The following is a 13,575-nucleotide window of genomic DNA, read 5'->3' as shown; positions in this document are numbered from 1 at the left end:
TTATTTTTTAGTATTAAAACCAAAATCCAACATTAACATACCAAATACTTTGTCCTTGTTCTGGCGAGTAACTATATTTTAATTGAATAGGACCTATCAAAGTATCAATAGCATACCCCAAAGCATAACCTCTGTAGTCCGGAAGCGTAAACCATTCGCCCGTTTCAAAAATATTATCATCAACATTTGCCCAGTTGCCTTCTAACGTGATATGTTGCTTTTTAAAAATCTCATAATCGGCACCCAAATAGGCTTTCACATAACTGTTCCCTACAAGTGATATAAAATCATATCCCAAAAACGGAATTAGATTATTAATTAAATCATTACCATAACCACCTAAAGCAAAATCTAATGTGTTGGTTGACGTATCTCCCAATCTGAATCCACCACTTGTTTGAACATTAAAAGCTAATTTATCTGAAACACTAAAAGCAGAACCAATATTTGCCTTTGCTATTGAAAAATTTTTAAAATCGGAGTTGAAACTTGAAGCATAAAAATAGTTTTGTAATGATCCGTTAAAATAGACACCTTTTTTAGGGAAATATTTGTTGTCATACGTGTCTAATTTAATGTTTCCAAAAAGACTTAAATAATCTGTTTTTTCAAAAACAAACTCCCTTGATGATGGATTTATGCTAAACGTTTCTGATTTTATTTCTAAGCGTTTATGCTCCAAGCCAAGACTTAAAGCAAAATCTTTTCTAAAAAGAGTTTGTAAATAAAATTGATTGGTTTGATCTTGTAATTCTGCATCTACTTTATTTAATCCAGTAATACTTATCTGATCATCTTGTAATAACAATTGGGCATTTACGTTTTTGTTAAATTGATCATATCTAGACCTCACACCAATACTCCAATAAAAGCCTTTATCAATAAAATATTCAAAATTATATCTTACATTATCTCCTAAAATTATATCTAAAGAAGCAATATCGTTTTTAGCTAATAATCTCTTTTTTGTAAGATTTATAAGGGCTGCACTTTTGTATAACTTATCGTAGTGAATCCCCAATTTTAAATAAGCACTAATTTTAGTTTCAGTTAATTGAGCATTTAAATCATACCCATCGCTATCCTTAGATTTATTAAACTCATATTGAAAATAATCAAAGTTATTTGTTGCTATTAAATTATTGACTCCCTTATTAAACTTTTTATAACTTACTTTTTCGTTTCCTTTAAGTTTTAACTTTCCTAAAACGTAGGCTCTTGAATATTTCTTGTTACCCTCAATGTTAATAGACTTGATACTAATGCTATCATAATTAGGTCTTTTTATTTCTAATTTAGGTTTTTTGTATTGTTCTTTAGCAAGTAGTTTTAAAGAATCACTCTTTGAAATAGCTGCTTCGATTCCTGTTTGTATGATTTTAGCCCCTTCGCTAAAAGAAACTACTGAATAATCTTTGATGTCTGGCTTGATATAAATGTCGGTTTTTTTAACCTTCTTTTTCATATCGTTAACCGTTCTATAATTATTAACTTGTAATAAGACATCGGTTGCAGAAGTTAACTCTTTACGCGTTGCTAGGCCATCTTGAACGTCAACCCCTATAATAACGTCAACTCCTTTTGCTCTTAATTCATCAATAGGATAATTATTTATAACACCGCCATCTATAAGCATTTGATTATTAATTATAACCGGTTGAAATAATGAAGGCAAAGCCCCACTTGCCATAACAGATTGTGCCAAATTACCTTTATCAAGAACGACTTGTTTTCCCGTTTCAGCATCAGTTGCAATACAAAAAAACGGGATTGGTAATTTGCTGAAATCCTTAATATCACAAACACTCAATGTTAATTTTGAAATTAATCCATAAACATTTTGTCCTCTAGAAATAGCTGATGGTAATTTAATTTTAAAATTATCAAAAGGCAACGTTACAGCGTAGCGTTCCGAATTATTCTTTTCATAGAAAGCCTTAGAAGCTCTCGGTAAATCGTCGCTAATTAGAGTACTAAAATCTACCAATTTAAAAACAGAATCAAGCTCTTTACCAGAATATCCTGAAGCATATAGCGCTCCAATAATAGCACCCATACTAGTGCCAGCAACATAATCTACTTGTATTCCTAAACTATCAATAACCTTTAAAACGCCAATGTGTGCCAACCCTTTGGCTCCTCCTCCACTTAAAACCAAGCCTACTTTAACATCATGTTTAGTTGTCTCTTGGGAAAACCCTTGAAAACAAGAAATAAAAAACAATAATAGTAGCAAGTAACGTTTCATGAATTATGATAATAATTATAAATTTTTTCAGCTCTAGCCCCCCCAACAACAGATTCTAACTCATCTAACTTGGCATTCGAAACACGCTTTACCGATTTAAACTGTTTTAACAATTCAACAATAGTTTTTTCTCCTATTCCTGGAATGGTTTCTAATTCGGTATTTAACGCACCTTTACTTCGTCTGTTACGGTGATGTTCTATACCGAAACGGTGTGCTTCATTTCGCAACTGTTGAATCACTTTTAGCGTTTCACTTTTCTTATCTAAATATAAGGGAATTGAATCATTTGGATAGAATAATTCTTCTAAACGTTTTGCAATTCCGATAATGGCAATTTTTCCTCTTAGCTTTAAGTCGTCTAAAGCATTTAAAGCTGACGACAATTGTCCTTTTCCGCCATCAATAATTATAAGTTGCGGTAAGGATTGATTTTCATCCAACAAACGTTTGTAACGTCTGTACACAACTTCTTCCATAGACGCAAAATCATTAGCGCCTTCAACCGTTTTTATATTAAAATGTCTGTAATCTTTTTTACTCGGCTTCCCGTTTTTAAAAACCACACACGCTGCCACCGGATTGGTCCCTTGAATATTTGAATTATCAAAACACTCTATATGTCTTGGCTCTACAGACAATCGCAAATCAGTTTTCATTTGCGCCATAATTCTTTTAACATGCCGGTCTGGGTCGGTAATTTTTATTTGCTTAAACCGTTCCATCCTGTAGTATTTAGCGTTGCGGAGCGATAGGTCTAAAATATGTTTTTTATCACCTAACTTGGGGATAGTAACCTTTATATCGTCACCCAAATCGACTTGAAATGGCACATAAATTTCTTTAGAATTTGAATTGAATCGTTGCCTGATTTCTGTAATCGCGAGTTCTAAAAGTGTTTTATCGGTTTCGTCGAGTTTCTTTTTAATTTCGAGCGTATGAGACCTAATGATTGAACCATATGATACTTGTAAAAAATTAATGTAGCCATAACTTTCATCACTCATAATAGAAAACACATCGACATTGCTGATTTTAGGATTTACAATGGTTGATTTTGCTTGATAATTTTCAAGGATTTCAATTTTCTCTTTAATATTTTGTGCTTCTTCGAAATGAAGATTTTCTGCACACGCTTTCATTTGAGTTTTAAATTGCGACAACGAATCTTTAAAATTTCCTTTTAAAATTTCCTTTATAGCAATGATGTTTTGGCTGTATTCTTCCTCGGTTTCATAACCTTCGCAAGCACCTTTACAATTTCCCAGATGATACTCTAAGCATACCGAATATTTGCCGTTATTGATTTTTTCTTCAGACAAATCATAATTACAATTACGCAATTTATACAAGCCTTTTATTAAATCTAATAAGGTTGAAACCGTTTTCATACTGGTATAAGGACCGAAATATTCACTGCCATCTTTAAAAACACGCCGTGTAGAAAATACTCTAGGAAACCGTTCTTTTTTAATACAAATCCAAGGATACGACTTATCGTCCTTAAGCAATACATTATACCGTGGTTGATACTTTTTTATTAAATTATTTTCTAATAAAAGCGCATCTGTTTCAGTATCGACAACGATATGTTTAATGCTTGCTATTTTTTTTACTAGCACACGAGTCTTACCATTATCATGGGTTTTTGTAAAATAAGAAGATACCCGTTTTTTTAAATCTTTAGCTTTTCCCACGTAAATTATGGTTCCTTCAGAATCAAAATACTGATACACGCCTGGTTGATGCGGTAAAGTTTGTAGTTGAATGTCTAAAGCAGGCTGACTCATAAATCCAAAGATAGTATATATCCAAAAACATTTCAATAATAACGCTTTTTTGAGTATAATTTAACATCCTTTTTTTTGTTACCTTGCGTCACATTATTAAATTTAAAAATGCCTAAAAAAGTTATCGGTCGAATAGATAAAGCAGACTTTCCGTTGCTTGGTTTATTTGATATTGATGTAAAAATTGACACAGGTGCTTATACCTCTTCTATACATTGCCACAAGGTACATGTTGAAGATGGTATGCTAAAATGCACGTTTTACGACAAGGATCATCCGCTTTATAATGGTAAAGAAATTATTTTTAAAACCTACACCATTGCAAAAGTTAAAAGTAGTAATGGTATAGTACAACAGCGTTATAAGGTTAAAACAACCATTTTAATATTTAATAAAAAGTATAAAATAAATTTAACCTTAAGCACCAGAGACGACATGAAATACCCTATTTTAATTGGGAGACGCTTTTTAAATAAAAAGTTTATTGTCGATGTCAGCTTAAAAAACCTATCTTTTAAAACTAAAGAACAAAACAATCCCTAATGAATATTGTAATATTATCAAGAAATCCTCATTTATATTCTACACAAAGACTTGTTGAAGCAGCTGTAAAACGCAAACATCATGTAGAAATAATTGATCCCTTAAAATGTGAGATTATTATTGAAAAAAAGAATCCCGCTATTTTGTATAAAGGAAGACATTTAGAACATGTTGATGCTATTATTCCTAGAATTGGTGCCAGTGTTACTTTTTATGGAACTGCTGTTGTAAGACAATTTGAAATGATGAAAGTGTTTTCAACTGTAGAATCGCAAGCACTCGTTAGATCGCGTGATAAACTAAGAAGTTTACAAGTGTTATCTCGTGCTGGTTTAGGCATGCCAAAAACAGTTTTTTCAAATTATACCAAAGACGTTGCCGAAATTATAAATTATGTTGGTGGTGCGCCTTTAGTAATTAAATTACTGGAAGGTACTCAGGGTTTAGGGGTTGTTTTAGCGGAAACCAATAATGCTGCCGAGTCTGTTTTAGAGGCCTTTAATGGGTTGCAAGCACGTGTTATTGTTCAAGAATTCATCAAAGAGTCGAAAGGCGCCGATATTAGAGCGTTTGTAGTTGACGGTAATGTGGTTGGAGCCATGAAACGCCAAGGTAAAGAAGGTGAATTTAGATCAAACTTACACCGAGGTGGAAGTGCCCAAATAATAGAATTATCGGATGAAGAAGAAAATGCCGCCTTAAAAGCAGCAAAATCTCTTGGATTAGGTATTTGTGGTGTTGATATGTTGCAATCGTCTCGCGGACCATTAATTTTAGAAGTGAACTCGTCTCCAGGATTAGAAGGTATTGAACAAGCCACTAAAAAAGACATTGCAAAATCAATTATTAGGTATATAGAACGTAACGTGTAATTTATTTTTATGACTAAAAATTACAAGAAAATCATTTCTATTTTAGGTCATGACATTCCTTTAGGAACCTCCAAAGAAATCAATTTTAATATCGCCAAACTTCATACGGCCACAAGTATTGAAGTGCCCGTTATTATTGAACGTTCCAAAAAACCAGGGCCAACCATTTTATTCACCGCTGGTATTCATGGCGATGAAATTAATGGTGTTGATATTGTGCGCCAAATCATTGCAAAAAACATTAACAAACCCAAACGAGGCACTATTATTTGTATGCCTATTCTAAATGTTTTTGGATTTTTAAATAGTTCCAGAAGTTTTCCTGATGGCCGAGATTTAAACCGTGTTTTTCCTGGCTATGCTAATGGGTCTTTGGCGAGTCGCGTAGCCAATAGATTGATGACAGACATTATTCCAGATGTCGATTTAGTAATTGACTTTCATACGGGTGGCGCCAGCAGATTTAACGCCGCACAAATTAGAATAGGAAAAGACAAACCTCAACTAGAAACTTTAGCTTCGGTCTTTGGTGCTCCATTCACGCTATACTCCAATATCATAGGAAAATCATTCAGAAATGCATGCTATCAATTAGACAAACCTATCTTATTGTTTGAAGGAGGTAAATCCTTTTTTGTTGATGATACCATTTCTAAAATTGGTATTGAAGGTATTAAGCGTATTTTAAATCATTTTGATATGCTAAATGCAAAGAAAAAAGTGAGTCCACCAAAAGAGCCTACCGTATTTGTTGACGAAAGTAAATGGGTTAGAGCCAAACATTCTGGTATGTTTAAATCTAAAATTAGCATCAATACCAAGGTGAAAGTTAATGATGTTTTAGGTCAAATTACCGATCCTTACGGAAAAGAACATTACGAGGTGAAATCTAAAATTGATGGCTATATTATTAATGTAAACGAGGCTTCGTTGGTGTATCAAGGTGATGCTTTATTTCATATTACTACAAAATTAAAAGGATAGAAATTCGGTTATGACAAAATCTGAATTACGAAAAAAATATAAAACCCTTCGTGAAGATTTGTCTATAAATCAGGTAGAAGATTTAAGTTTGTCTATTGCCAATCAATTATTAAAACTGCCTATTTGGGAATCTACATTTTATCATCTTTTTTTAACTATCGAAGAACAAAAAGAAGTAAACACCGATTATATTTTGAATATTTTATCTGGGAAGGATAAAAACATTGTCATCTCTAAAAGTGATTTTAAAACAGGTTTGATGAGTCATTTTTTGTTAACCGATAATACCGTTATTAAGAAGAACAATTACAACATTCCAGAGCCAATTGACGGTATCGAAATTTTTCCTAACAAACTTGAGGTTGTTTTTGTTCCGCTTCTAGCCTTTGATAATCATGGAAACCGTGTTGGCTATGGCAAAGGGTTTTATGATCGGTTTCTGTCTGAGTGCATGCCAGAAACTATAAAAATAGGGTTAAGCTTTTTTGAAGCAGAAAATGCTATTACAGATGTTTTTGAAAGTGATGTGAAACTGAATTATTGTGTGACGCCTAAGAAGATTTATCAATTTTAGTTATTACAAATCTCACAATACGTTTCTCTTAAATATTCATTAGCTAACAACTGAAATGTAACACCCCCATTATCAACAGAATTAAATAATTTACAAAATCGTTCTTTATTCATATTACTGGCATTTAGTAAAATTGTTCTATAATCTGAATCTTGGGTTAGTTCTTTATTTATTAAGGTTAAATTCAAATAATAAAACAGCAAATCTTCATCAATTTCAATGCTTCTGGCTTTATTTTCTAGTAATTCTACCGCCATATCAGTATTGCCATAGTAACTAAAAAACTGAGCTAAACTCAAATAATCATAATCAGATAACGGAAAATTTTTATAATTATTCCTAATGTATGACACCGATTTATCCTTGTTTACATAGTCTCCTTTTCGCATTAAGTTTTCAGCTTTAATAATATGAAAATTAACCAGCATTCTTGAAATAAGAGAATTATCTATGCCATAATTCTTTAAGGCATTTATTTGATTCTTCAACTTTATTTCGTCAATTTCAATAGCATTAAAACGCCAAAGCTTTATTTTAATCGCGGTAATATTATATTTTACTTCACCATCTTTTGGCACTAGTTTTTCAAGTTCAATCAATTCATTATAAACAATAAGTGCTTGCCTTATATCCAACATGTATTTATAAGCAGCATTTTTGTTGATTATTTTTGCAAACATCGCTTGTTTTGGTATTCGCATTTTTCTTAAAAATTCCGGAGAGATTTCGCTTCCCTTTAACTTTTGGAAAATAGAATTTTGAATCTCTATTGCATCATCTAATTGTTCTTCATTTATAGCAGAATTAAATTTCGCTAACAGCTCATTGGATAACATGCTCTTATACTTATCTTTCTTCTCTAGTTCTAATTCTAAAACTGCTTTTCTATGATTATTTAAAATTGGTTCAATTTCTTTAGAAAGTGCTCCCACAAGTTTTGCCTTTACTTGATTTTTAGTCAATTCTGCTAACTCTTTATATTTAGTATCTTTAATATCATTTAAAAATTCTACCCAATTTTCAGAAGATGACACACTAGTTTTTATAGTTGGTTTTTGAAATTTTTGTAACGCTGTAACAATACTTTTAGCTCGTTGTTCCTGCAATTCAATGTTATGCTCTAAACTCCCTTCGACCGATGAATAGGCTTTTATTTTAATGCTCTTAATATTAAAATCTGTCAATCTTAAAGAATCATAAATTGGTTTGATATCTTCTTGAGAATATTCAGATTTATTTTTTTTAAAAGGAATTTTAAACTTCAAGATTTTGTTTCTGAGTATAAAACCTTCTTTTTCTGATGATTTTATTTGTTTTGTGTCATAAGTTAAAGAATCTAAATACATACCCATATCGAGTAAATCCCAAGGGTAAGATTCTAAATTATAAATCACGTAGTATTGACATAAGTTTTTATTGCTTAAAAACAATATATTATATTCTAATTCTTTATTTATTAAGGTATCTGGAATCCTTCCCACATGCACGCGGAAAAAGTTGTCTCCGTTAGGTTTTAATCCACTTTTTATTTTCTGCGCATAGATAGGTTTGGTAAGAAACCCTTTAATTTGACTGTTTTCAATAGTTTCTAAATCGCAGCTGTAAACATTCTTTGATACTACATCAACAGCAATTCCATCGCCAGAATTTTTAAACAATTGATTAAGCCATTTTTTGTCGTTTATTTGAAAATAAAGATTATTTCCTTGCCGCTTAATTGCAAATTTAACCTCTTTAGGTTTTTGATTAAATATTTGAATACACTGTTGACACTTCTGATCTCTATCGTTACCAGGAAAAATAATATCATAAGTATTTTGAGAAATTATAATATTGGAGCTAACTAGTAAGAATACTTTAAGAAATAGGTGTTTAACTTTCATTATTTATCTTTTTGAGTTATTTCTTGCAAAAAGATAAAGTTAATAAATACAAACGATGTAGAAAATACTTACTTATTAGTATTTAACCTTTTAATCACTTTTTTTAGAAAACGCTTTTTTATTAAACACCAAAAGCATCATAAACCCAGTACTAATAGCCATATCGGCTACATTAAAAACAGGTTCGAAAAACGTAAAAAACTTACCACCAAAAAACGGTAACCATTCAGGTAAAAACCCTTTCCAAAGCGGAAAGTACAACATATCAACCACACGGCCGTGAAGCAATCCGTCATAGCCACCTTCTGCCGGTAAAAACGTGGCTATTTGTCCATGACTATCACTAAACAGTAACCCGTAAAATACAGAGTCTATAATATTACCTAAAGCTCCGGCAAAAATAAAGGCAATCGCCAATAACAACACTTTAGGACTATTCTTTTTTGTGGCATCAAACAACCAATATCCTATACCAAAAATTGCAACTATTCTAAACACCGTTAAAGCAATTTTAGCTGTTCGGTCTGATATGAACGACACAAAATCACTTATTTTTGTACCCCATGCCATACCATCATTTTCTACAAAATAAACTCGAAACCATTGGAATACGCGATACTCATCACCTAATGCAAAATGGGTTTTGATGTAAAATTTACTTATTTGATCAACAAGTAAAATTAAAATAATGATGATGATAGATTTTTTTAAGGACATCTATACGTAGCTTTCTAAAAATAAAAAACGTCCCAAATACTGAGACGTTTCAATATATAACTTACTGTAATTATTGTTGCATATTTTTTGCCTCAATACTCAAGGTAGCGTGTGGCACTAACTTTAAACGTTCTTTGTTTATAAGTTTTCCTGTAACACGACAAACACCATAGGTTTTGTTTTCAATACGAATTAACGCATTTTTTAAATCGCGAATAAACTTCTCTTGCCTAATAGCTAGTTGCGAGTTAGATTCTTTACTCATTACTTCGCTCCCTTCATCAAAAGCTTTAAAAGTAGGCGACGTATCTTCGGTACCGTTATTATGGTCGTTCATATACGCACTTCTTATAAGCTCCAAGTCGTTTTGTGCTTTTTGTATCTTTTCTTTGATTAATTCTTTGAATTCAGCTAAATCTTTATCTGAATATCTTACTGTATCTGTACCCATAGTTTTTTAATGTTTTTTAATAAACAATTTTGTATTTACATCATCAAATACAACATCAATACCATTGTTTAATTGATCCATAATTTCAAGTTCTTCGGTTAAGGTTTCTGCCTTAATATACGACATATTTGTTTCTACAGCCTTAACAATCTTATCGTCTTTTAGAAGTGTTACATCAATTCTATCCGTTACTTCAAATCCTGAATCTTTTCGTAAATTTTGTATTCTGTTTACCAACTCACGTGCAATACCTTCTTTACGTAAATCATCAGTTATTGTAACATCAAGGGCTACTGTTAATGCGCCTTCATTTGCAACTAACCATCCTTCAATATCTTGTGACGTAATTTCTACATCATCGAGGCCTAAAGTTATATTTTTTCCATTAATAACAAAGTCTAAAACCCCACTTTGTTCTATTTTGTTAATATCTTCTGACGTAAAGTTAATTACTGCATTAGCAATAGCTTTCATATCCTTTCCAAAACGAGGCCCTAAGGTTTTAAAATTAGGTTTTATTTGTTTTACCAAGATATCAGACGCATCTTCTAACAACTCAATTTCTTTAATGTTTACTTCATGTTTTATCAAATCAGACACCGCCAAAATCTCTTCTTTTTGCTGTTTACTAGTAACAGGTATCATTATTTTTTGAAGTGGCTGACGTACTTTAATCTTTTCCTTAGCTCTTAACGACAATACTAACGATGATATTGTTTGAGCGCTTTCCATTTTGCGTTCTAAAGACGCATCTACGTATAATTCATCAAATACAGGGAATTCACCTAAATGCACACTTTCAAAAGATTCTTTATGAGTTACTGAATTTAAATCCATATACAGCCTATCCATAAAGAATGGTGCAATTGGTGCTCCTAATTTAGCAATGGTAAGCATACACGTGTACAGCGTTTGATAGGCGGAAATTTTATCAGCTTCATAATCACCTTTCCAAAAACGTCTTCTGCATAAACGCACATACCAGTTACTTAAATGATCTTGAGTAAAATCTGAAATAACACGTGCTGCTTTTGTGGGTTCATAATCGGCATAAAAGGCATCTACCTTTTTAATTAAGGTATGTAATTCAGATAAAATCCAACGGTCTATTTCTGGTCGTTCATCCAATGGAATATCACGTTCAGAATATGTAAATCCATCAAGATTTGCGTAAAGTTGGAAGAATGAATACGTATTGTAAAGTGTTCCGAAGAACTTTCGTTTTACTTCTTCAATGCCCTCTAAATCGAATTTTAAATTATCCCAAGGATTTGCATTACTTATCATATACCAACGTGTAGCATCTGCACCGTAAGTTGACAAGGTTTCAAATGGATCTACCGCATTACCTAACCGTTTGGACATTTTTTGTCCGTTTTTATCTAAAACCAAACCGTTAGATACCACGTTTTTATAGGCAACAGAATCAAACACCATGGTTGCAATAGCATGAAGAGTATAGAACCAACCACGAGTTTGGTCAACACCTTCTGCTATAAAATCTGCTGGATACGATTCGTTTTTATCAATTTTTTCTTTATTTTCAAAAGGATAGTGCCATTGTGCATAAGGCATCGAACCAGAATCAAACCAAACATCTATTAAATCGCTCTCGCGTTTCATAGGTTTGCCAGTTTCTGAAACTAATACAATCTCATCAACAATGTTTTTGTGTAAATCGATTTTTGCATAATTTTCTTCGGAATTATTTCCGACTTCAAAATCTTCAAAAATAGCTTTTGAAAGCACTCCTGCAGACACTGCTTTCGCCATTTCTTGTTTTAGTTCTTCAACCGAACCAATACAAATTTCTTCTTTTCCATCTTCAGTTCTCCAGATTGGTAATGGAATGCCCCAATAGCGAGAACGTGATAAATTCCAATCATTCGCATTAGCTAGCCAATTACCAAAACGGCCAGTTCCTGTTGCTTTTGGTTTCCAATTAATCGTATTGTTTAAAGCAACCATGTTCTCTTTAACATCTGTTACTTTAATAAACCATGAATCTAGCGGATAATAGAGAATCGGTTTATCGGTTCTCCAACAGTTTGGATAACTATGCTTGTATTTTTCAACCTTAAAGGCTTTATTTTCTTCTTTTAATTTGATAGCCAATTCTACATCTACAGAACGTTCTGGAGTTTCACCATCATTATAATATTCATTCTTTACATATTTACCAGCGTATTCGCCCATTTCTGGACGGAACTTCCCTTGTAAATTTACCAACGGTACTAGGTTTCCATTTTCGTCTTTCACCAACATAGGCGGCACTTCTGGAACAGCCTGTTTTGCTACCAAAGCATCATCAGCTCCAAACGTTGGAGCGGTGTGAACGATTCCTGTACCATCTTCAGTGGTTACAAAATCGCCTGAAATGACTCTAAATGCATTTTCAGGATTGTCATTTGGTAAGGCATATGGTAATAGTTGCTCATAGGTTATGCCTACTAAATCTTTACCTAAAAATTCTTTAATTATAAAATAAGGAATCTTTTTGTCATCAGGTTTATAAGTTGATAATTTACTTTGATTTTCAACCTGAACAAACTTTCCAGAAAATTGATAATTAACCAATTTTTTAGCCAAAACAACTTTGATGGGTTCAAAGGTGTATTGATTGAACGTTTCAACCAACACGTAGTCAATTTTTGATCCAACCGTCAAGGCTGTATTACTTGGTAATGTCCAAGGCGTTGTAGTCCAAGCTAAGAAATGAATAGTGCCTTCATTTTGTAAAAAGTCGGGAAGTGATGCTTCATTAGCTTTAAACTGAGCAACTACGGTCGTGTCAGTAACATCTTGATAGGTTCCTGGTTGGTTCAACTCATGCGAACTTAAACCTGTTCCCGCTTTTGGCGAATACGGCTGAATAGTATATCCTTTGTACAACAAGTTTTTATTGTAAATCTGTTTTAATAGCCACCAAACAGATTCCATGTATTTAGGTTCGTAGGTAATATATGGATTATCCATGTCTACCCAATAACCCATTTTTTGAGTAAGGTCGTTCCAAACATCGGTATAACGCATCACAGCTTTTCTACAGGCGGTATTGTAATCTTCAACCGAAATGGTTTTTCCTATATCTTCTTTAGTAATACCCAATTCTTTTTCAACCCCTAATTCAATAGGCAACCCATGTGTGTCCCAACCTGCTTTACGCTTTACTTGAAAGCCCTTCATAGTTTTATAACGCGGAAAAATATCTTTAATAGCGCGTGCTAAAACATGGTGCACTCCAGGAAGTCCGTTTGCTGAAGGAGGTCCTTCAAAAAACACAAAAGGGGTATGCCCTTCGCGTGTAGTGACACTTTTTTCAAATACCTTATGTTCTTGCCAATAGTCTAGGATTTCTTCTGCAACTTTTGGTAAGTCAAGTCCTTTATATTCAGGAAATTTCGCGTTCATTATATCCAATTTCTAATCGAGGTGCGAAATTAAGGAATTATCCTTAAATGGTTAATTTTTAAGCAAAAAAAAACCAAAACAATTGCTTTGGTTTTTTTATAG

10 protein-coding genes are annotated in these 13,575 nt (G+C 32.6%); 4 read left to right on the top strand and 6 right to left on the bottom strand.

Annotation, left to right across the window (positions count from 1 at the left end; translation table 11 throughout):
* Window positions 1-13: 13 nt before the first annotated feature.
* Window positions 14-2,248 (bottom strand): patatin-like phospholipase family protein, encoded by a 2,235-nt coding sequence (locus tag G5V56_RS01985; protein ID WP_166960499.1) that lies wholly within the window; start codon window positions 2,246-2,248, stop codon window positions 14-16.
* The gene (uvrC, locus tag G5V56_RS01980) at window positions 2,245-4,038 is read right to left on the bottom strand and encodes an excinuclease ABC subunit UvrC (protein ID WP_166960496.1); all 1,794 of its coding nucleotides are present in this window, start codon (window positions 4,036-4,038) and stop codon (window positions 2,245-2,247) included. The genes G5V56_RS01985 and uvrC overlap by 4 nt, the downstream gene beginning before the upstream one ends.
* Window positions 4,039-4,146: 108 nt before the next feature.
* Between uvrC and G5V56_RS01975 the strand changes: the two genes are divergently transcribed.
* The 4 genes from G5V56_RS01975 to G5V56_RS01960 are packed head-to-tail and all read left to right on the top strand — an operon-like array spanning window position 4,147 to window position 7,011.
* Window positions 4,147-4,581 carry an ATP-dependent zinc protease family protein gene (locus G5V56_RS01975; protein WP_166960493.1) on the top strand — a complete coding sequence of 145 codons (435 nt, stop codon included), beginning with the start codon at window positions 4,147-4,149 and terminating at the stop codon, window positions 4,579-4,581.
* Window positions 4,581-5,453: a 30S ribosomal protein S6--L-glutamate ligase gene (gene rimK / locus G5V56_RS01970; RefSeq protein WP_166960489.1), complete on the top strand. Its 873-nt coding sequence runs from the start codon at window positions 4,581-4,583 to the stop codon at window positions 5,451-5,453. The genes G5V56_RS01975 and rimK overlap by 1 nt, the downstream gene beginning before the upstream one ends.
* A 9-nt stretch (window positions 5,454-5,462) precedes the next feature.
* Window positions 5,463-6,437 (top strand): succinylglutamate desuccinylase/aspartoacylase family protein, encoded by a 975-nt coding sequence (locus G5V56_RS01965; RefSeq protein WP_166960486.1) that lies wholly within the window; start codon window positions 5,463-5,465, stop codon window positions 6,435-6,437.
* A 10-nt stretch (window positions 6,438-6,447) separates the two neighbouring features.
* Window positions 6,448-7,011, top strand: a complete 564-nt coding sequence (locus G5V56_RS01960; protein ID WP_166960483.1) for a 5-formyltetrahydrofolate cyclo-ligase — start codon at window positions 6,448-6,450, stop codon at window positions 7,009-7,011.
* Here the strand turns inward: G5V56_RS01960 and G5V56_RS01955 are convergent.
* From G5V56_RS01955 to ileS, 4 genes are all read right to left on the bottom strand, one after another.
* A complete protein-coding gene (locus G5V56_RS01955; protein WP_166960480.1) occupies window positions 7,008-8,894 on the bottom strand; it encodes a hypothetical protein in 1,887 nt (628 codons plus the stop codon). The two genes, G5V56_RS01960 and G5V56_RS01955, sit on opposite strands and share 4 nt — an antisense overlap.
* Window positions 8,895-8,984: 90 nt before the next feature.
* Window positions 8,985-9,611, bottom strand: coding sequence for a lipoprotein signal peptidase (locus G5V56_RS01950; protein WP_166960477.1), 627 nt, complete (start codon window positions 9,609-9,611; stop codon window positions 8,985-8,987).
* A gap of 70 nt (window positions 9,612-9,681) precedes the next feature.
* On the bottom strand, window positions 9,682-10,062 hold the full coding sequence (locus G5V56_RS01945; protein WP_166960474.1) for a TraR/DksA family transcriptional regulator: 381 nt from the start codon (window positions 10,060-10,062) through the stop codon (window positions 9,682-9,684).
* Window positions 10,063-10,068: 6 nt separating this feature from the next.
* A complete protein-coding gene (gene ileS, locus G5V56_RS01940; protein WP_166960471.1) occupies window positions 10,069-13,473 on the bottom strand; it encodes an isoleucine--tRNA ligase in 3,405 nt (1,134 codons plus the stop codon).
* Between the last annotated feature and the right edge of the window lie 102 nt (window positions 13,474-13,575).

It is taken from the genome of Yeosuana marina, from assembly GCF_011762485.1.
Classification (GTDB): domain Bacteria; phylum Bacteroidota; class Bacteroidia; order Flavobacteriales; family Flavobacteriaceae; genus Yeosuana; species Yeosuana marina.
Note: the sequence above shows the minus strand (reverse complement) of the source record. Positions and strands in the feature narration are given on the sequence as shown.